Origin of the sequence: Lactiplantibacillus sp. 30.2.29 (genome assembly GCF_018991255.1) — a bacterium.
Taxonomy (GTDB): Bacteria; Bacillota; Bacilli; order Lactobacillales; family Lactobacillaceae; genus Lactiplantibacillus; species Lactiplantibacillus pentosus.
This window is the reverse complement of the sequence record NZ_JAGYGU010000001.1, coordinates 97741-119035: the sequence shown is the minus strand read 5'-3', so window position 1 is coordinate 119035 and position 21295 is coordinate 97741. Positions and strand designations below refer to the sequence as shown.

19 protein-coding genes are annotated in these 21295 nt (G+C 48.3%); 6 read left to right on the top strand and 13 right to left on the bottom strand.

Annotated features, from left to right (window positions below):
- Nucleotides 1-502 precede the first annotated feature (502 nt).
- Complete coding sequence (locus KGF65_RS00525) at nt 503-1180, top strand: Fic family protein (RefSeq protein ID WP_101873425.1); 678 nt, start codon at nt 503-505, stop codon at nt 1178-1180.
- 277 nt (nt 1181-1457) lie between these two features.
- Here KGF65_RS00525 and KGF65_RS00520 read toward each other — a convergent pair whose 3' ends face one another.
- Genes KGF65_RS00520 through KGF65_RS00500 form a run of 5 tightly spaced genes read right to left on the bottom strand, consistent with a single transcriptional unit; the run spans nt 1458 to nt 6657 of the window.
- A complete protein-coding gene (locus tag KGF65_RS00520) occupies nt 1458-2090 on the bottom strand; it encodes a malonate decarboxylase holo-ACP synthase (protein WP_105924265.1) in 633 nt (210 codons plus the stop codon).
- Nucleotides 2078-3754 (bottom strand): biotin-independent malonate decarboxylase subunit beta, encoded by a 1677-nt coding sequence (gene mdcD / locus KGF65_RS00515; protein WP_216748012.1) that lies wholly within the window; start codon nt 3752-3754, stop codon nt 2078-2080. Before mdcD ends, KGF65_RS00520 begins: the two co-directional genes overlap by 13 nt.
- Entirely contained in the window at nt 3744-4043 is a 300-nt protein-coding gene (locus KGF65_RS00510; RefSeq protein WP_050338565.1) for a malonate decarboxylase subunit delta, read from the bottom strand. The genes mdcD and KGF65_RS00510 overlap by 11 nt, the downstream gene beginning before the upstream one ends.
- A 52-nt stretch (nt 4044-4095) precedes the next feature.
- On the bottom strand, nt 4096-5739 hold the full coding sequence (mdcA, locus tag KGF65_RS00505; protein WP_105924266.1) for a malonate decarboxylase subunit alpha: 1644 nt from the start codon (nt 5737-5739) through the stop codon (nt 4096-4098).
- The gene (locus tag KGF65_RS00500; protein WP_225368231.1) at nt 5740-6657 is read right to left on the bottom strand and encodes an ACP S-malonyltransferase; all 918 of its coding nucleotides are present in this window, start codon (nt 6655-6657) and stop codon (nt 5740-5742) included. It abuts the gene before it with no gap.
- Between the two features lie 123 nt (nt 6658-6780).
- Between KGF65_RS00500 and KGF65_RS00495 the strand changes: the two genes are divergently transcribed.
- From KGF65_RS00495 to KGF65_RS00490, 3 genes are all read left to right on the top strand, one after another.
- Entirely contained in the window at nt 6781-7383 is a 603-nt protein-coding gene (locus tag KGF65_RS00495; RefSeq protein ID WP_225083186.1) for a LysR family transcriptional regulator, read from the top strand.
- A gap of 6 nt (nt 7384-7389) precedes the next feature.
- Nucleotides 7390-7650, top strand: coding sequence for a hypothetical protein (locus KGF65_RS16900; protein ID WP_225083187.1), 261 nt, complete (start codon nt 7390-7392; stop codon nt 7648-7650).
- 138 nt (nt 7651-7788) lie between these two features.
- Nucleotides 7789-8907, top strand: a complete 1119-nt coding sequence (locus KGF65_RS00490; RefSeq protein ID WP_101873421.1) for an acyltransferase family protein — start codon at nt 7789-7791, stop codon at nt 8905-8907.
- Nucleotides 8908-9061: 154 nt separating this feature from the next.
- On the opposite strand, the gene KGF65_RS00485 is transcribed toward KGF65_RS00490, so the two are convergent.
- The 6 genes from KGF65_RS00485 to KGF65_RS00460 form a co-directional block, all read right to left on the bottom strand.
- Nucleotides 9062-9244, bottom strand: coding sequence for a hypothetical protein (locus KGF65_RS00485; RefSeq protein ID WP_101873420.1), 183 nt, complete (start codon nt 9242-9244; stop codon nt 9062-9064).
- A 1147-nt stretch (nt 9245-10391) separates the two neighbouring features.
- The gene (locus KGF65_RS00480) at nt 10392-11087 is read right to left on the bottom strand and encodes a matrixin family metalloprotease (protein ID WP_101873419.1); all 696 of its coding nucleotides are present in this window, start codon (nt 11085-11087) and stop codon (nt 10392-10394) included.
- 94 nt (nt 11088-11181) lie between these two features.
- Nucleotides 11182-11919 carry an SDR family oxidoreductase gene (locus KGF65_RS00475; protein ID WP_191982634.1) on the bottom strand — a complete coding sequence of 246 codons (738 nt, stop codon included), beginning with the start codon at nt 11917-11919 and terminating at the stop codon, nt 11182-11184.
- Nucleotides 11920-12614: 695 nt separating this feature from the next.
- Complete coding sequence (locus tag KGF65_RS00470) at nt 12615-13592, bottom strand: zinc-binding alcohol dehydrogenase family protein (protein WP_101873417.1); 978 nt, start codon at nt 13590-13592, stop codon at nt 12615-12617.
- 35 nt (nt 13593-13627) lie between these two features.
- Entirely contained in the window at nt 13628-15148 is a 1521-nt protein-coding gene (locus tag KGF65_RS00465) for an ABC transporter permease/substrate-binding protein (RefSeq protein ID WP_213472256.1), read from the bottom strand.
- A complete protein-coding gene (locus tag KGF65_RS00460; protein WP_101873415.1) occupies nt 15145-16095 on the bottom strand; it encodes an ABC transporter ATP-binding protein in 951 nt (316 codons plus the stop codon). Before KGF65_RS00460 ends, KGF65_RS00465 begins: the two co-directional genes overlap by 4 nt.
- 194 nt (nt 16096-16289) lie before the next feature.
- On the opposite strand from KGF65_RS00460, the gene KGF65_RS00455 reads away from it, so the two are divergent.
- Nucleotides 16290-16664, top strand: coding sequence for a helix-turn-helix domain-containing protein (locus tag KGF65_RS00455; RefSeq protein WP_216748013.1), 375 nt, complete (start codon nt 16290-16292; stop codon nt 16662-16664).
- 202 nt (nt 16665-16866) lie between these two features.
- Here KGF65_RS00455 and KGF65_RS00450 read toward each other — a convergent pair whose 3' ends face one another.
- Nucleotides 16867-18267 (bottom strand): DHA2 family efflux MFS transporter permease subunit, encoded by a 1401-nt coding sequence (locus KGF65_RS00450; protein WP_216746458.1) that lies wholly within the window; start codon nt 18265-18267, stop codon nt 16867-16869.
- Nucleotides 18268-18432: 165 nt separating this feature from the next.
- Between KGF65_RS00450 and KGF65_RS00445 the strand changes: the two genes are divergently transcribed.
- The gene (locus KGF65_RS00445) at nt 18433-18879 is read left to right on the top strand and encodes a MarR family winged helix-turn-helix transcriptional regulator (protein ID WP_056952280.1); all 447 of its coding nucleotides are present in this window, start codon (nt 18433-18435) and stop codon (nt 18877-18879) included.
- Nucleotides 18880-19082: 203 nt separating this feature from the next.
- Here KGF65_RS00445 and KGF65_RS00440 read toward each other — a convergent pair whose 3' ends face one another.
- On the bottom strand, nt 19083-20966 hold the full coding sequence (locus tag KGF65_RS00440; RefSeq protein ID WP_216748014.1) for a subtype A tannase: 1884 nt from the start codon (nt 20964-20966) through the stop codon (nt 19083-19085).
- Nucleotides 20967-21295 lie beyond the last annotated feature (329 nt).

Sequence of the window (21295 nt, the reverse complement as noted above, 5' to 3'; positions counted from 1 at the left end):
GTAGTTCATTTTTGCACAAAGTAAAACCTATTTTCATAAATTTTCGAGATAAATATGATTAGTGTTGTTGATTAATCACTAACAAAAAAATTAATGTAACGCTTGTAAGTTAAGGGATGCCGAACCACCTTATTTTCATAATCATCCCACTTAGAGCAGTTAGCCCCAGTAAAATTAATGAATTAACAAACTTACTTCACAAGTTGGAATTTCGAATCAAACAGTGTGACCAGTCGACACCCTCCCCACGGGGCAATTTTTACCGTGTTGGCACTGATTATGTGCAGATCGAGTCAATGTCAAAAGGCGGTGACGCTTGCCGTTGTGCACGCACCACCATGGGTACTAACTGCAAATCGCTTGCATCGTCGCATGTCAAATTTGGTTGGCCCCGCTGAAAAGTCGCATTGCTAAGCGATGATTCTTGCGACTCATTCAAATTAAGCTTACCTTATAACCATACCTGTTTACAGGACTAAAAACGATAACGAGGAGCTTTGCAATGCCCATTAATGATAGATTTACACTAACGCCGAGTGACCAACAACTCGCCATAGACCAGCATTTCATACCCATCATACACGCGCTATCACGCTTCGAAGATGTTCAGACGACCCGTGAACAGACCAAAGCCATCGTTAACGGTGATCCGACGATGAACGTCTCACCTGAAGACCAAGCCATCGTCCTGCGACTTAAACGGGGCCTGACATACATTATCGAACACGATGGCCCCTATCAGCTTCAAACTTCACTTGCCATTAACGGCATCGTTGCCCAAGACGAAGCGCTCGATTGGGGCACGCTACGAACTGGACAGATTCAAATCGGTGGTGTCGACTTTGTCCCGCCAATTCCGGTTCAAGCAACGGTCGAAGCACAAATCACGCGTATTTTAGCCAGCCACACGAGTCTCACCTATCGCGCCCTGTTACTCATGTTTAACATCATGCGCGCCCAGCTGTTTTGGGACGGCAATAAACGGACTGCGTTTCTAACTGCTAATTATCTCATGTCGCATGCCGGTGTGGGACTGGTCTACGTTACCGAGAACCAACTAACCACTTTCCATCAGTTGCTGAGTGCCTATTATGAAGCTGGTGCAGGGTCGGCACTCACGAAGCTGATTCAGTGGACGGCTGAAAATTGTATTCATGGTCCTTCGACATTAAAATCCTAGGAATATCAGCGTAACCGTTTACTCGGGCACAGCGCGTTAACTTTTGCACGTCGTTTTTGACTTGAACATGACCTTACCACCTCATCAGCCATCACGATTCACCATTCAGCGATGGACCTGTTCATCCAACTCGCCTCGCCCAAAAAACAATGGTCACTACCATTTTCACACACCAAAAGCGCCGTACAGACAACGATTTGTTGACAGTGTACGACGCTTTTAATCAAATTTAGGAATACTCAGTGTCCCGAATTCAGTAATTATCGCTTCATCCGCCTCAATCCCGTTCCTCAGCATGCCAAGGATCCGTGACCAGAATTGGACCGTGGGCCGTCTTCATCATGATTTGTGAGGCCCGTTGATTCGCATATTCTTCCAGTGAAAAGCCCAACTGACCGTGCACGACCTGGATGTCAGCGTGCGTACCAGCAATCACTTTTAATCGCTCAATCAGCTGCAGTGCTTGGGCTGGTGACATCGGTGCTGGGCGCTGCATAATGATGTCGAGGTCCGAATTTGGATTGACCATGGGTAAGCCGGTCGCCAATTCAAACTGGAGACTACCACCGACGCCCCAGTCATAAGCGGACAGTAAGGACTGCACGCGCGCTAATTTTTGAAAGGCTGGTAATTGACGCCGAGCCGCTGTTAACTCTGGCAACCGGTTCAATGCCATCGCGGGGGTCACGGGCGCTTGCCAGTCGGTTGGCATGATTGCCGCCGCAAAGCGTTGCGACTTTTGGTAGCCGCGAATGCCGACTGGAATCGTGGTCGTTTGCGGCCCACGACGGACGATTACGACCGGAGTCGCCGCTAACATGTCTGTGACCCAATCCGGTAATGGGCCACTGGTCAGTAAAACATCAGGTGATTGTAAACTGACCAATGTATGCGGGGCTAGTCGGCCCATTGTTCTGCCATTAGCCGCCGGACTTGGTTGGTCGCCTTGCGTCCGCCCGCTTCACCGTTCACCGCAATCGGGTTCGTATACCGGAAGCTTAAATCAGTTGAGGCATCATCCAAACTAGTTAGCGCTTCGTCTAAAGCTGCCTTGACCTTACTGATCGCTGCTTGGTCGGTATCTGTCCCTTTGACGCCTTCAATCAGTTGATACAGTGCGCCTAATTTTTGATAGTTTTCAATATCATACGCCATGGCAGGCACGTGTTGCGTCGCTGCTTCCAGCTCTGCAATCGTCCGTTGCGTGATACGCGCGGAACTGGCTTTACTCATGGCTTGCACGGTGATGTCCAAATCATCGAACGCCACTAATCGATTCGACTGTAAGCCGTGTGCTAAGAAACCACCAGACATCGCGTCACCCGCAATCAAAGCGACCACTTTATGGCCAGCTTGCCGCGCCCGAGCATACGCACTGGCACTCGCGGCTAACGCCATGTGAATACCAATCAACTCTTCATTATATCCATAGGCTTGGCTAGGCACATCCACGACCATGATGATGGGCGTCTTCGTTGTCTTGTCAGCATCCGCCGCAATCAAATCATTGACGACACTGGCGACCGTATACCCTTCTTGCAACCCAACTTCACCATGCCGGACGCGTGGAAAACGGTTCTGTGCATCCGCCACGATTGCAATGTATTCGCGCTGGTCGACTTGGGCATGCAACACCGTTGAAACCTCACTTTGAGCATTGGTAATGCCGGTCAGGTTTTCAAACCAAGTCCGCCCACGAGAAGGCGTTGACTGATTTTCGCCGCTAGTTGCTGGGGCTAGATGATGGGGTGTCACCGTCACTTGTTTAAATAACTTGTCATAGGCTGGAATCGTCAATTTTTCACTCGGATCCAGTTGGTCGAGCAGTGACAAGTAAAAGTCGCCGCGCTGGTCACGATGACTATCCTGATGGGTCGCAATTGCCGCACTCACCGCATCGCGGAAGGCCGTCACGTCGTCTTCAATGACTTCATCGATGATGCCAGTTGCTTGGCGTTGCGTCGTCCCTAACGTATCCCAAATGAGATTTTTATCACTCGCATCCCACTCACGGACGCCGGCTTCCTGTTCAATGACTTCCGGACCATTCAGTCCGATGCGGGCTTGATTGGTGCCAATCACGTACGACAACAAGGCATTGGTGATCGACATGCCGCCAAACGACCCCACCCGTCCAGGAACAAGGCCAATCACGGGCACGTGTTTTTTGAGCGCCACGACCATGTTATGAATTTCAGAAATCGATAATAAGCCGTAGTTGGCTTCCTGTAACCGCACGCCACCGGTATCCAGAATAATCACGGGATAGATGCGATGACCGGCCTGATTATCTGCCAACGCGTGCTCGAGCGCCGCCACGATTTTAGCCCCACTGACTTCACCGATCCCGCCGCCTTGAAAGGCCCCTTCAATCGCGATGACCACCAAGTCATGGTCCGCTAACCGGCCCTTCATAATGACCACGCCATCGTCACTTTCCGGCACGATCTGTTGTGGTTCCAAGTGCGGTGAGATCATGTTATCAAGCGGTCCAATCAGTTCGCGGGTGGAACCAGCATCTAATAAGGCTTCGGCCCGCTGTCGGGCGTGTAATTCTACAAAACTATTGCTCATCGTTCAACGCCTCCATTGCTTGAGTCAGTCGCAAATTGACAACGCCAGGCGTCGCCCCGAAGTCGTTAATTTCAAACTCGGCCAGGAGTGGGTAGCGGTCAAAATAGCGTTTCAACACATTTTGCCAGACCGTTTTAAAGCCATCACTCCCCGTTACAATCGATAATTGGGCTTCATCGGCCGTTGTGGGGCGCATGATGACCTCTAAATCGCCAGAAGCAACGACCCCGATATGAACCGGGTGGTCGATTGGTTTGGAAGCCGGAAAGTTAAAGTGTAATTTTTCCATAATCGTTATTCCTCATCTTTCAATCTGATTCAACTTTCAATCTAATTCAACGTTACGACCAGCTACGGAACTTAGCCGGCGGATTGTAGAGGCCGTGTGACCACTGGACTAAGTCGGCCATATTTTGCGCGGCCAGTAGCGAACGTGTCGCCTGGGTCCGCCGCACACCTAAATCTTCTGGTAAGGCGACAATGCCGCGTGCCCGCAAATCTTGGACGACTGCGGGATCACTACGAAGGCCAACCGGCGTCACACCGGCAATCGCTTCAATTGCCGCTTGGCGCTCCGCCATACTATCGGTCTTGTAAAGGTAAGCGATTCCTTCTTCAGTCACGATGTGGGTCGTGTCTTCCGAATAAATCATGATTGGGACGTTCTTCAGTTTAGCTTCCTTTTGCACAGCGACCGCGTCTAATGAATCCACAAAGACTGGGCGTTTATTAGCGCCATAGGTCTCAACCATTTGAACGACCAGTTTTTGGCCTTTGCCTAACGGGTCATTGTCCGGACGTAAACTCTGCCAAGCGGGCGTCGAGTGCCGCCGACCACTTGGATTGGACCCCATATTTGGCGCACCGCCAAAACCAGAGAGCCGCCCGTGTGTGACGGTCGATGAATTCCCATACTGGTCGATTTGTAAGGTCGAGCCGACGAACATGTCTAAGGCGTACTGCCCGGCCATTTGCCCGAAGGCCCGGTTAGAACGCATCGTCCCGTCTGGTCCCACAAAGAAGATGTCGGGTCGCGCTGAAATGTAATCGCCCATGCCGACTTCGCCACCGAATGAGTGAATCGATTGGATCCAGCCAGATTCAATCGCAGGAATCAAGGTTGGTGTCGGGTTAACTTCCCAGTTTGGCACGATCTTGCCCTTCAACCCTAACTGTTCCCCATAAGTCGGGAGCAGGAGCTCGATTGCGGCGGTGTTAAAGCCGACCCCGTGATTGACCGACTGAACATGGTGTTTGCCATAGATTCCCTTGATGGCCATCATCGCCATCAAGATTTGCAGTTCAGTGATATTCTGCGGGTCACGCGTAAACAATGGTTCCAACTGGTATGGCTGGTCGGCCGGAATGACCACATCGACCCAGTCTCCCGGAATATCGACTCGTGGCACGCGATCCACGACTTGATTGGCCTGAACGATGACGATGCCGTCATGGAACGCAGCTGCTTCAACGATGACCGGCGTTTCTTCAGTGTTGTTGCCGGTATACAAGTTACCGTCCTTATCGACTTGATCCGCAGCCACTAATACGACGTTTGGAATTAAATCGACGTAGAGGCGCGCATATAATTCTAAGTAGGTGTGAATATCGCCAATCACCAAACTGCCATCCGCAATCATTTGCGAGACCCGCGTACTCTGTGGACCCGCAAACGAGAAGTCGAGCTTGCTGGCGATGCCGTCTTCGAAAATATCGAGGTGTTCTGGTCGAGAAATACTGCTCATAATCATGTGCAAATGATTGACCTTTTCCGAGTCGACTTGGGCTAAGGTTTGAGACAAAAAGCTCGCTTGCTTCTGATTATCACCTTCCAAAACGACGCGGTCACCACTTTGGATCAAACCTTCTAGAATGGTTTTAGCATCTTTCGTTTGTCCAAACTTGCCGTTCAACCAAGATTGCATCGCCGTCAGCTTGGCCTGCTTGGCCGTCCGTCGTGATGCCCAATTATGTTCTTCACTCATTTAATTAGTCCCTCGCTTCCATTTATTCAATAAGTACTGTGCGTCATCTAGCGACGTTTGATTTAAATCGATCTGCCGAAGATCGCCAAAGTCTTGTTGTAAGACGTGGCGAAATGGGCTGCCGGGCGCAAAATTGAGAATCGCATCCGGCTGGTAGTTCAGCGCGACCTGACACATTGCTTCAAAATAGACCGGATGTACCAAGTTACTGACCAAGTCTTGTCTGACCTTGGCCGCTTGCCGGGCTGCATGGCCTGAATAATTCGCCAGATACACGCCAGTCGGTCGCTGAATCGGCGTCGCTTGAGCCGCTGATGCCAATTGCTCGGCAACAGCGGCCATTAACGGCGAATGCGACGGTACCGGCACCTTTAATCGCAGTGCCTTGGCTGCTCCAGCCTGCTTAGCCAGCGTCAACACTTGGTCAATCGCGATGAGTTCACCCGCAATTGCCGTTTGGTCGCTGGCATTTTGATTGGAGACATACACTGGATGTGTCGCCGTATGAACCTGTTCGACCAAGGTCGTCACCGCCGTACGGGTCAAGCCAACAATCACGCCCATCCCGTAACCATGGGGATAAGCCGTCTGCATCAATTCCGCGCGCCGTTTGACCAATCGAAAACAATCATCACGTGTCAGACTGCCAACCGCATAGGCTGCCGCAAACACGCCTAATGAGTGCCCTGCAACAAGACTAGGCCGTTCGCCGGCCGCAATCAGCTGGTCCACTTGACTCACTTGCAGGAGTGTAATGCTGACTTGCAGTTGTACCGAATCTTGATAACCCTGTGCTGTATCCAATAATTTCAGTCCGAGTAATTGTTCAACATGCTGTCGTAACGGACCTGGAACGTGCGTAAGCATCCCAGCACGCTGCCCACCTTGGCCAGGAAAAATCCATAACGCTTTCACCATGCAGCCTCCTTTCAGATACCCATTCAAATCGATCTCACAAGCTTAGTGTATGCCGAATTGATTCTGTTGTATAATGAATTAAAGTTATATTAATAACCGTTAGTTATGAATCGAGGGACGTTTATGAATATCTCACAACTGGAAGGTTTTATGTACACCGCCCAAACCGGCAGTATCACTGCTGGGGCTAAGAAGGCGTTTATCAGTCAGCCAGCAATGACCAAATTAATTCAGGACTTGGAAAAAGAACTAGGAACGCCCTTGTTTGACCGCGTTGGCCGCGGGATTCAGATCAATGCTAAAGGGCGAACTTTTTTGAACTATGTGGAAGCAACCCTCCAGCAGTTAAATCAGGGCATTGACGCAGTCTCATCACCCGTTTCCACACGGCAGCGGCCCATCCGTCTGCTAGTAGAAGTCGCTTCTGCGCTGATTCCAGAAATCATTACACAGATCCACCAGATTTTTCCGGCTGCGCCCGTGCAATTAACGCAACGGATCAGTACCGTCAATGACACTGAGAACTTTGATTTCACGATTTCAACGCGCCAACCCGCGACTAATTTGCGGTCGGTACCACTGCTGACGGAAGAAATTTTAGTTGGCAGCCTCGAGCCAGTCTTCCAAACGTCAGTGATCACCCCTGCCGAACTTGCATCCCACGCCTTAGTCACGCTTGGTCGCCAGACACCGCTACGCCGAACGATGGACGCCTACTTTAAGTAGCAACGGGTGCCTGTCGATTATCAATACGAATCAGACGACCCCGCCAGCATCCGTGCGCTACTGCTACACGGCATTGGAATCGGCTTTATTCCCGCCATCACTTGGCACGCGACCGGCTCACAGTTGCACTTGACGCGCTTAAATCCGAACCCGCCGTTACGAACGATTTATTTGACGGAGGGACAGAGCAAAGAAACGCCGCAAAATCGCCGTTTAGCAAACGCCCTCGTGAAATTATTCGTCGACACTCGCGCGCAATCCTTATAAAATCGAATCTTATAAAATCTGGCTTAGTAAAAACGTGGCTTGTAAAAATGAGCCTTGCAAATCTGAAAAATTCCGCTAAACTGAATCTAAGATTATCCACCATTCGATCTCACACTATTCGAAAGGTGGCGACGAACAATGAACGAACCTTCAACTCAACCTGCCCAGCAAGCTGATATCGGGGATTACCTGAAATTAGGCGCTTGTACGGCAGTCATGGCACAACCAATCTTGGCGGACGCGTTAACAGTACACCCAACTGTGGCCGCGCAAGTTGGCATCGGGGTCCTTTATAATTTGGTCAAGTATACGGCCCCCGCCTTCATCTTTGGCATCCTGTACACGACGACCCGGACGACGTTGGCACGGCGTGAGCTAACTTATGGGACTTATTTACGGCAACAGTGGCACGCCTTGTTTGTCCCAACGATTTGGTGGACATTAATTTACTTGGTTTTGATGCCCCAATTACAACAGGGTTCTCCTTTTCAGAATTGGAAGGGCTTTCTCTGGCGTTTTGTCAATGGTAACGCAGCGCCGCACCTGTGGTATAACACCATGATGCTTCAATTCATCATCTTGATGCCACTCTTCTGGGCGATTGGCCGCTGGTGTCAATATCACCCACACCGCGGTGAACTAGTGCTGACGGTGACCATCCTCATCACCGGTTTATGGCTGTGGTTCTATGACACACAAATTTTCCATGGCCCACAAATGCAACACTGGTACTTATTCGACCGGTTCTTTGTCAGCTTTCTCATCTTCGGGGTCTGCGGTGTGCTGGCGTGGGTCTTTCGGTCCCGTTTTGACCACTTGATCATGCGCTGGTGGCCGAGCTTAGTCGGCTTATTGCTGCTTTGCTTCTGGTGGATCAACCGGGAATTATTCAGCTATGGTTTCCCGGTCAAGCTGGGGAACGCACCGTACTACAAACCCTCGATGACCCTATATGCGTTTGCCGTGATTGGCCTGCTGGCAGCGCTGTGCCTGGCGCAAGTCAAGCGGCACCGCCCATTTACAAGATTTGTCCACCGCTTCGCTGGCATGGCCTACAAGGCGTATCTCTCGAACGTCTGTTGGTCAACGCTGCTCTGGCTGAGTTTTGGCCGCCAACTGACGACTTGGTCACCCTTGCTTGGCATCGTGGTCGTCTATCTGCTGACCTGGCCATTGTCATTCGGCTCGGCCTTTGGGTTACACTGCCTGTGGACGGCCGTCAAACAGCGCAGCCAACGTGTTCGTGAAACGGTTTAAAATGATTACCGATCGACAAAAAGGAACGATTGACGCCACTTGATCACGCGTCAATCGTTCCTTTTATGTTTCACCTAAAATTCTGATGAGCACCAGCGGAATTGAGGCTATGTCCCATTTACGACCTGATACTGAATTCCGCACAATCGCTCACTTACTGATCACACCAATCAACTATCGAGGTGATTGATGACGATGAATTAGTCTTCGGTGCCAGTGCCACCACACTGTGCTGGTTCGTCAAATTCTGTGAGCGATGATCCGTTAGCATCACCAACCAGATACCCGCTAACATCATCGACCCCGCCGCAATTAGTGCTAATCCAAATTGTTTCATTACTTCACGATTCCCTTCTCAATGTTTGCCATAATCTTTTTTATTTCCACTTTCCATTTGTGCTAGTTATTCTTTAGTATTAAAGCTGATTAAATCATGCCAGTTTAGATTCCTGTTCGTCAGCCGAGGCGCGCCATATTCCGACCTCCGGGGCCGGCTGACAACGCTGGAACAGGGCGGACATCGATTTGAACTCACGCAGAAACCCACTGTGCAATTTCAAATACGAGTCTTCTTCTAGTCCGGGAACCCCACCCGGACAAGAAGAATCTCGCCCTTGAGCATTGTCCGCCAGCCCCTACAGTCGGGAACCCGCTCGAATGGCAGATGAACGGCCACCTATCTGGGTGCAACTGACCACTGAATATTAAGTGACTGGTCCTTCAGGTAAACTTTTAATTGGTCTCAATAATGCTTTATCACACTCAATCACTGAAAAAATCAGTTGAATTTTATTTGCAAGATTCAACGGACATTAGTCTTGAATTTAGTCGATACAATTATCTTCGTTTATAATTTGAGACTTTGCTATCTCATACGATTGGAGAAAATTCTGACAAGTTTAGTGAAGCTGCTTATCAGAAGCTTTAAAGCATTAGGTAAAAAAGCTTAGCTGTTTTTAGAATCACTCTGACAGGGATTGTCAAAATGACCCTGTATCAAGGAACCAACGACTAATTCAACAAAAAGTTGAGCTCACACATGTCCGCCTTTCGAATACCATCCCGGCTGGAAGGTATTTTGGGCAAGGCCAAGTGTTTTGCAGAGTGTGAGGTTCAGACGGGTTGGGACTGAGGATTAGCCTAGCTAGAGCGTTAAGCGGTGCATTTCCGCTTGGCGTTCTGGCGTAGCTAACCGGAAGTCCCAGTCTGACCCGAACATGTTTCGTCAATAATGCAGCCAGCGTGAAAGACCAGTATTTAAGACGTGGGTTGTCGGCTTAAATCTGTGTCCACCACGTTACGGCGATTGCCCAGAATGCCTGGAAGCCGGCGTAGGACGATCCAATCACTGCACGTTTCCGGTAACTCGCACTGTTTTCAGCGGGCCTCAGCTGACAGCTTTTGAACTTGGAAATTGGCATGATTTAATCAGGATTCATGACAAATTAACTAGCACAATGCATATTTTCAATGTCTGCCCCGCACTAACCATAAATCGTCTTGAGTGCCGATATATCGGCCTGCGATAAAGTCGTTTGGCCTTGATCAAATGGGTACATCACCGAGTCAAGTTGGCGACTATGGTCTAATCCCAGCGCATGGCCAACTTCATGAACGGCAACTGAGGTGGCGACCGCCTCCGGATAAGCCGTATTCAGTCGTGCCTGGCCATGATTGAGCGTCTTAACGACCGCATACGTGACGGTCGGACCACCCTGACCAAGTTCAATACTGCCGTTTGCATGCGATTGTTGTTGCTGATACGTTCCCAAGGTTAATGAATTACGCGTCAAGCTCGGTTTGCCGGGTCGTAACTGGACTAATCCTGTCTGGTTATAGGTCTGAATTGCCGTATGAAAGACCCGTTTGACCGGCTTAGGTGTTGCTTGTTCAAAATGATAGACATACTTTGATGATAATCGCTGCCGGGCAACCAACGAATTAACCGGGGTGGTTCCCCGACTAATCGTCACGTTTGAGGCCGTTTTGGGGGCCTCAACGAGTGACCGCAATGGCTGGATCATCCGCTGTAACTCATTGATGACGGTCGCTGGCAACTTTCGGACCGACTGCGGTCGTAGTAACGCCGCCCGTTGCGAGCGCACCAAATTGTCATGGTTAAGACTCCAACCGCCGATAACTAGCGCCCCAATGACGACTAGGACTCGCCAGTGCTTCATGAAAAACCTCCTTGTATGCTTGGCATCCGCAATATTGTCGTGACCGCAATTTCTAACTCAATCTCGTCGACAGCATTGCAGACTGTTTCCAATATTAAATGGCTTGTTTCGTTGGTCGAATGACCATTTCGTTAACAGCGACGGATTCTGGTGCATTAATAGCAAAAGCCACTGCTTGTGCGATATTGACTGGGTCAATTCCCAATTGTTTTTCTATATCGATTTCTGCTTGCTGATGTGTTTTGTCAGCGATGGACTGATACAGCTCAGTTGCCACGCTCCCTGGAGAAATCAGTGTCGTTCGAATGTTATTCTGATACTGTTCTTGTCGTAAGCCTTCCATAATGGCGCGCACCGCAAATTTTGACCCACTGTAAACGACGTGGTCTGGAACAGCGATGTGCCCCGCAACGGAATCAGTCGCCAAGATATGACCATGCTGCTGTTTGATCATGGTTGGGAGGACCGCCGCAATCCCATTCAGCACACCAGTAACGTTGACATCTAAGATTTGTTGCCATTCATCACGAGCACCCACACTCATTGCATTTACCGGCATAATCCCGGCGTTATTATAAAATGCGTCGACCCGCCCGAAGCGATCGAGGGCAGTTTGAACTAACGCTTGGACATCCTCATAGTTGGTCACATCCACTTGTTGTGGCACGATCGTGGCATTTGGTAATGCCTGTTTGAGTGCGGTCAATCGTGCTAATCGGCGCGCACCAATGACTAATTTGGCGTGCTGTTGCGCCAAAACTTTAACGGTTGCGGCACCGATACCACTGGAAGCACCAGTAATAATAATCACTTTCTCGCTTATACTCATCACTTTCATCCTCTCTTGTCTGTGAAGCAAACATTGACTGATAAATTGTCCTAAACTTAAACGACGTCTCATGACGCCAGGTTAGTTGTCCGCTCTGATGATTGCTCATCAAAGCCCAATGTTTAACTCACTGATTGCTTATTATCATAACTGCCGGTCTGAATAATGTTAAATACTTATTGAATATGGAATTACCATACTTTTGGCTATACTTAATGCTAGTCGCTGCCACCTTTTTGCATGGTTTAGCGCCAACCGCAGACAATCAAGCGCCCTAATTATGACCAAGACTCATCAGCGTTTTATGAACAACCACCTGTGATTCATTTTTTGCCCGGCATCACGACACCTAAGCCCGAAGATATTGATTATCACGTATTTTCTAATCAAAGACTCACCCAAAACTCATTTTGTAATAACCATCATAACGGTTGTACACAAAAATGTGAAATACCTTTTTAACATGGTCTTACATTACTTTTGGGTATGGTTAACATCGTGTTGAACACCACGGTCAAATAAGGCACAAAGTACTCCGCCACTTATCTGGCCAGACTAAAAGTCCCACGTCAAGCTAAGCTTTGGCGTGGGACTTTTAGCATGATGCACATATCCATCAAGATTATTTTAATTCTACCCGTCTACTTCAGCTGTGCTAATTGACAACCACTGAAACCGATCAACAAATGGGAATTTATTTAGGCCGTCGCCGCATCGTCCATCAACACGATCACCTTACCAAAGCTCTCAGTCGCTTGTAGGTAGGCGTGCGCGGCTGGCACATCCTTGAACGCAAAGACTCGGGCGGGTTGTACATCGACGTGGTAATCGTGAATAAAATCGAACAACGCCTGAAGTTTGGCCTCGGAAACATCACCGGACGAGAAGCCGGTCAAATAGCCATTGTTTGGAATATCACTGATTGGATCAAAGTCCGGGATCGTCCAGACACCACCTAACTCACCCGTGACGTTGACGATTCCGCCATCATTCAGATGTTGCAACGAATCTTTGGCGCTAAGTGGCCCAATCAGATCGATAATCTTGTCAAAATTTCCCGTGGCAGCTGGTAGTTTAGCTGAATCCGGTGCCACGATGACAGCATCAAACCCTGCAGCTAGTAACGCCGACTCTTTGGCAGCCCGTCGCGTCGTGCCAGTCACGGTCAGTTTCGGATTGAATGCCTTGATCAACTTAAGCGCCGCAATTCCGACCCCGCTGGTTGCCGCCCGAATCAAAACGGAATCAGTTGCTTGTAAGCGTAAACTATTGAAAATACCAAAAGCCGTGTAATACGTTTCCGGCGTCGCCACTAATGATGGTAACGGCAAATCCGTTTGAATCGGATAAACCTGACTGTTGGGGAGTAAGACGTATTCGGCGTAACTGCCATCGTACGCACGCCCCATCTCACCCATAATAGAGACGACGCGCTGCCCTGGCGTCAACTGGTCGGGCGCACTGGTCTCATCCACGACACCCACGACTTCGATACCTAAAATCCGCGGCAACTGCACACTGGGTGACTTGCCCTCGCGTGTAAAAATTTCAGAATGATTAATGCCAAAACCTAATACTTTGACCCGGGTCCACCCTGGTTTAACAACTGGCTTCGGAACGGTCGTCAGTTCAAGCGCTTCGGGACCACCCGGATGATTAACAACGTATGCTTGCATGATAAGATTACTCCTTTTCGTTATTCTACTCACTACTATTTTAATAAATGGTGCGCTTTAAGATAGTGTTTGGCAACTGTTGCTGCTTTCTGATGTTGGACCGTTACTTGATAATTCATCGTTTGCATATCAGTTGTCGATATCCTGCCCGCTAATTTTTTCAATGATCGAACGATTTGCGGGTGCTGGGTCATAAAGCGCTTGGTCATCAATGGTGCACCTTGATATGGTGGGAAGAAATGCTTGTTATCCGTCAGTAATACCAGTTGATACTTCTTAATTTGAGGATCAGTCGTATAGGCATCCGTCACGTCAACTTTACCCTTGGCAAGTGCTTCGTAGCGCAAGGCTGGCTCCATTGTTCGAACCGATTTAAAGTTAAGACCGTATGTCTTTTGTAGTCCCGGATACCCATCAGATTGTTGATAGAAATCGGGGTCAAACGCGGCCCTCAATTGTGGGTAGCGCTTTAAGTCCGCATAAGTCCGCAAATGATATTTTCTAGCAGTGGCCTGCGTCACGGTAATCCCGTAGCCATTTTGATAACGCATCGGCTTTAAATAAGCCATTTGATACTGTTTTACTAATGCCTGCTTAGCGGTCTGATAAGTCACACTTGGATCAGCATTCAACTTAGTGTGTCCTTGGACCAAGGACTGGAGCACCGTACCGGTGAATTCTGGATAAATATCGATTTTATGGCTCTGCAATGCCTTAAACAAAAAGCTGGTCCCACCGAAATTTGGTTTGAGCGTCACCTTGACGTTCGGATTATCTTGCTCGATTAAATCCTTGTACATATTGATTAGAATCTCAGGCTCACCACCCATTTTACCAGCAATCACCACATTTTCTACTTTTGGCGTCATCAGCTTTTCAACACCGACACCACCAGCGATGATCATGGCCAACGCCATAATACCAATAATCATATGTTTCACTGGAACTCGGACCAAAATTCGAATCAACGCACTCGCAACCAACGCCAGTACCGCAGATAGGACGGCACCCACAATTAATGCATTATTATTGTTGGTCTGAATACCTAGGATAATGTACGTTCCCAGTCCTCCACCACCAATTAAAGCAGCCAAAGTCGCGGTCCCAATGACCATCACAACTGCAATCCGGATGCCGGAAATAATCATTGGCATGGCCAAGGGAAATTGAACTTTAAATAATTTAAATCGTTTTGAAACCCCAAAAGCATCCGCCGCTTCGATCAATAACGGATCGATATTGGTCAGTCCGGCATAAGTATTCTGGAACACCGGCATAATGGCGTATAACACTAGGGCAATAATCGCTGGTACGGTTCCAATCCCAACAAACGGAATTAGAATACCTAAAATCGCCAGACTGGGAATTGTTTGAATGACACCAGTCACTTGTAACATCAATTCTCCCAGCTTACGATGATTTAGCGAGACTGCAGCCAGCGGAATCGCAATAACAACGGTGATTAATATTGCAATCACTGACAATTCGATATGTTGGCCTAGCGCACTCACAATTGCAGATTGATTTTTGGTCAAATAGCTCATTAAAGCACTCATTTCCTTTGGCCTCCCGACTGGATGGTTGCCATGTATTGCATCAAATCTTGTGGCGCCAAAACTTTGCCGTCAACGCGAATCAAGGCGCGTGGCTTTTTCGCTAAAATTGCCGCCCACGTTGAAAGCGTGTCTGTCCGTTTCAATTCAATCGCCTCATTTGACGTTTCGCTTGAGGAGACTGTCCCAAGGTGGGCAGTTAAAACGGCCTGCAGATAAAGCTTGGTATTCACCTCACCGGCAAAAAAATTAGTCACAAATTTATTTTTCGGCATCGTTAAAATCTCAGCGGGCGTGCCCACTTGCTGCAACTCACCATTATGAATCACGGCCATTCGATCAGCTAGCTTAATGGCTTCCTGCATATCATGGGTCACAAATACAAACGTCGTTTCAAGCCGTTGATGGAGCGTCAATACCAATTCCTGTAACTGGCGCTTAGAAATCGGGTCAAGCGCACTAAACGGTTCATCCATTAATACGATCAATGGGTCAGCTGCCAAGGCCCGAACAATTCCAACCCGCTGTGCTTCACCACCTGATAGCTCACTAGGATGGCGTTCTGCAAACTTTTGTGGGGCCAGTCCAACCAATTGTAATAATGCGTTCACCCGTTCATGTTGTTTTTTGATTGGCCAGCCGAGAACGGCCAACGAGATGGCCGCATTCTCAAAGACTGTCATATTTGGAAAGAGTGCTCCAGATTGTAAAACATAACCAATCGTCCGTCTCAGTGTCTTAACCTCAACATCATTGACTTTTTGATCATCAATACGTACCTCTCCACTTGTTGGCTCGTTTAATCGATTGATCATCTTTAATAAGGTCGTCTTACCTGATCCTGAAGGGCCGACTAACACAAATAGCTCCCGACTATTAATGGTCAAATTAACCCGCTGCAGTGCAACGGATTGTGCATAGGTCTTAGTGACTTGCTTAAACGTAATCATGAATTCTCCCTACCTTCTGTCTTTGCCGACAAGTGCCCTCGCATTCGAGCTCAACGCTTGTTTCCGTGCGTGGTATCAGTTGTCTTTTTGAACAATAATCACTATAATAGCAATACGCACAAAAAGTAAGTAGGCGCTTTTAAGTTCGACACATACTTTTAGTAAGAATTAATCAATGAAAGGGATCACGACCAATGTCTTCAAGAAAATTATTAGAACAAAATGGAATCTGTCCGGTTGCCACAACGATTGATTTACTCAGTAGCAAGTGGAAAGTGCTCATCATGCGAGATTTACTGAAGGGAACTCGGCGCTATTCCGAATTACGGACAAGCGTTGCTGGAATCAGTCAAAAAATGCTCACGCAAAGTTTACGGGAGATGACCGATGACGGCTTGGTCATTCGAAAAGCGTTCCCCGTCATCCCACCCAAAGTCGAGTATCACCTCTCCAAATTAGGTGAAAGCATGCGCCCAATCATTAATTCAATGGCCGATTGGGGCAGCGACTATTTGGACCACCATCCCGAGAAACGACGAGTCACCATGCAACCCACTCCGGCGCAATAAAAATCCGTTGGACGCAAAAAGACGAACGGTGCTAGTTCTAAGCTAGCTGCGTTCGTCTTTTTAAGGGCTCTAGAATAGCTGTTACTTGGCGTGACTTCTGATTTTCGCAATTGTGTCGCAGTCAGTCCGTAGCAATTGAATGACTGCCAAATAACTGGCTGACCCAGTGATTCAGCCTCTAATCACACAGCGCAGGAACCAACTAATTTTGAGCCGTCTGGTGCCGCCGGGCCTTCATCGCTCTGGCAATCACCACTAATTCAATCAGCACGAGTACAAACAAGATGCCCAAAGCCATCGTTGACCCGAGTGCCGTCCGGTGGGCAGTCGTTCCAGTTGCCTGTGCTTGAACTAAGGTAATCACCGCTGAAACTACGGAAGTCCCAATGGCGCCAGCAAACTGTTGCATCGTATTGAACACGGCATTGCCATCCGCCTGCTGTGATAGGTCCAGCTGCTGAAGACCACTAGTCATTGTATTACCCATCGTTAGGCCGATACCGACCATCAGGAGGATATAAATCCCCAAGATCAACCCACCGCTGAGTCGCATGCCTAAGATCGTAAATAGTGCCATCGCAATTACGAGAATGGTCGACCCCGTCAGCACCGGTTTGGCCGCACCAAAGTGGTCGAGAATTTGACCACCTAAAGGCGCAAAAATTGCCCCAATGGCGGCACCTGGTAAGACAAATAACCCCGCCAACAGTGCACTCTGACCATTCACCAATTGGATGTAGTTCGGTAAAATAAAGGCTAAGCCCAACGCACAAATTTGAACTAAGAAATAGGCCAGTAAATGCCCGTCATAAGATGATGACTGAAAAATTTTAAGGCTAATTAATGGTTGGTTAGTGTGCTGGGTGCGCATGATGAAGCCCACTAACCCGACCAGTCCAACGATGAGCCAGGCCACAAACGACCACGGTTGCGTTGTCACCGTTGAAAGTTTGCTAAATCCAATCGTAAACCCGACGAACAGTAGCACGATCATCAACCACCCGAGGACATCAAACCGGGCCTTAGTGGTTGGCTCTGCCTGGCGAATCGCGTAGATTCCTAGGATTAAAGACAGAATGAGGACTGGAATCAAGAAAATAAAAATCCAGTGCCAGTCCATACTGTTGACAATGATGCCACCAAAGGTCGGTCCTAACGCCGGTGCAATCGCCGTAATCAGCGTCCCAATCCCCATCAACGTGCCCTTCTGATTGGCAGGTGCCCAATCGATGATAATATTGAACATCAATGGTAACGCAATCCCTGTGCCACAACCTTGAATGATGCGGCCAATCACTAGTAGTGGAAAATTAGTCGCGACGGCATCCACGACCAGACCGGCAATAAACAATAGATTGGCCGTTACGAACAGCGTTTTTGTCTTGAACCGCCGTTTCAAAAACGCCGAAATCGGCACAATCGTCGCCACAATCAGCAGATACGCCGTCGTCATCCATTGGACGGTGGCAGTATTAATGGCAAACGTCCGCATTAATTTGGGAAACGTGATATTCATCGCCGTTTCGACAATCACCCCGCAAAAGGACAAGAGTCCCGCAGCAATGATTGCCAAAATCAGCTTCAAATCAACTCGCTTTGACATGCATAATTCAACTCCTTAGCTTATAGTTCGGTTTCGAACTATTCACCATTCTAACACACTGAATTGAAGTGTCTAGTGATAAATCAATTGACATCACAGCTGATAGTCCATATAATGCAAATTAGTTCTAATACGAACGATACACACAATAAGGAGCAATCTCGTATGGAAGATTCTTTAGGTGTCATGATCAAAAAAGCCCATAACGCCCTCTCACGCGACTCAGACCACTACGCCAAAACACTCGGGCTGACTGGCATGCAAATCAGCGTCATTAATTTCATCGCCAACAATGAACAACATCACGATCTTTTTCAACGTGATCTGGAATTGGAATTCAACATCCGTAAAGCAACTTGTTCCAGTCTCGTCAGTAAAATGGTCGCCGACGATCTACTCGTCCGGGCGCCCGTGAAAGACGACGGCCGTTACAAGCGACTACTATTAACGCCCAAAGCACGCCAACTTGCGACTCAAATTGAAGCCTTTTTTGAAGCTAGTGAGCAACGGATGGCCACCATTTTAGGCGCAGAGACCCACCTGACTTATGAAGGTTTGCGCCAAATCGCCGTAGCGTTCACAACGCCGACACGGGCACCGGAAAGTTGGTAGTATCTTTTCTGGAATCTGTGCGATATTGTTCGGTGGCTCGATTGAACCGTGAAGCCGGCTCAGCAAAAGCTAAGCTATATACCCGCCAGATCCGTGTGCACAACTAGTCAATTTTAAAAGCGTGGCCAACCGGAAAATGAATCCGATTGGCCACGCTTTTTTAGCACCCCGAATCTTAAAGTTCGAGCGCAATTTGATTGTACTTACTTCAAACTCTTATTGACCCACTTAATGAAGTTCGTTTCATAATTACCAGTCCGCTCAGCTTCAGTGTGTCCCTGTCCCCAAACGGTAGCAAAATTAACATTTTTCACTTGCGGATTTTGTTTCAATGTCAGGGCCAGATTAGTTTCAACCGTCAAAGCCGTATCCGTCTGGTCAATTCCAGTCCGAATCCGCCAATACTTGGCAACTTTACTGGTATTATAGCCATCATAATAACTTGTCAGATAATACAGTGGATTATACAGATTCATCCGTGATTGAATTGACTTGCCCTGAGCATTGGTCTTCTTCAAATCTGACTGGTAGGCTTTCGCATAACTGGCCTTATAATTCTTTAGCTTGGCATACTTGGCGTGATTGGCCGTTAATAACTTACTGATCGTCGAGTCAAAGTGGTTAGCACTGCTGCCACTCGTCGCAAATAGCTTGTTCTCAATCTGTTGCCGGGTCAGTCCATCAAAAGCACCCACATCTTTGGAAGCCGTCTTACAGTGCTTAACAAAGGCTTTCATACTGGTAATCGTGGCCGTGTTCTTTTTGGCATTATAAGTAATCCATTTGCCATTCTTATTGAGCGCCTTGATATAGGCCGTGGCGGTCTTGTAAGTCTTGCCACTCGTCGATGAAGCACTGGTGGTTCCACCTGAAGGCGCACCACCAGAAGGTTGACTTCCTGACTTGGCTGTCCCTGATGGCTTGCTGCCGCTTGGCATTTTTCCAGTTGTCGTGCCGGTTTGGGCTGCGGCACCACTCGGACCTTCATTACTAGTTGCCTTGTATGGGAACGTCGTGTCTTTCAAGAAGTTATTCAGTGACTGTTCGACCTCTTTTTTCAAATAAGTGGCGTAACTACCAGACGTATAAATACCGTTAGTCGATTTTTTAAGCGTTAAGGTCTTGCCATCAGCATCTTTTAACCCCAACTTATTGATATATTGCGCGTAACTGGTAGCCATGTCATTAGATAGCGCCTTGGTCCAAGTGCCTTGCTTACGCGTACCAGAATTTGAGTATTGTCCCATATTCCATTCATACGCTTCATTAGCTGTATCCAGGCTAGTGATCGGACACCAAGCCATTGCACCAGCAACCGCGTCACTCGTCGACTTACCACTCGTTGTCGCCATTGGTGCGCCAATGGTTTTCAGGTAAGTGGTGTATTTCTTGCTGTCACCAGTCGCACCCATCAAGGCACTCTGAGCACCACCACCACTGTGACCAAAGGTGAAGACCCGATTGGTATCGCCTGCAATCCGTTTGCTGTTCAAACGCAGAGTCCGGACCGCTGCTTTCAAGTCGGTCACACCCCAAGGCGACGACCCATTCGACTTATCCGTTTGATTCAGACCCCGACACCCAGCAGCAACGTAAATAAAGCCCGCCTTGGTATATTTGTTTGCATTACTATCATAGCTGGTCGGTGCCGTTTGTGCCGCGTACCCAGGTGTATTAACCGGCATCACGATTGGCGCCGTCTTGGCGGTATACCCTTTAACCTTGGCCTTATTATTAAAAGTGATGGTATACGTCTTCTGACCACTAGCCTTTGCCGTGACATACTTGGCCGGAATAAAGATCCCCATCGATTCATAAGTGCTACTACTTGTTTTGGTGCCATACTTGACGCCAACTTGATAATAGACTTTATTTTTGGCGTTGTAGCGCCACTTCTTTTGATTAATCAATAATTTCTTGGCATTCTTGACATCTGCGGTCGTCACCGTCTGCTTGGTGGCTTTTGCAACCTTAGTGGCCGTGCTGGTCGTCTGCTTAGTCTTGGTCTTCGTTTGACCACAAGCAGCTAAACCAACGCTCATAACGAGCAATCCGCCCATCAAAGGCGCTAATTTTTTGAATTGCATGGTACTATCTCCTCTACAGGTTCTGACTTTATTAGTGGGTGGACCTATTTTCCTCCCTTTCAGCGCTAAAAAATCAGTGCAAAAGAACGACTTTGATTCAGCAATCATGACTGACAATCACCGTGCCAGTGCGAATCTTGCTGGTAAACTCATTTTACCATCAGGCGAATTGCAGCCACAACGGAGCACACCTTTAACTTTCAACTGGACAAACCTCTTGCCATAGCAACCCGAAGCCATTTCAAAATGCTCCTGTACCAGCTCAATTTGCCAATCTATCCGATCAGTATTAATTCTAATCGAGACACTGGATGACATTAGTTTTTCGG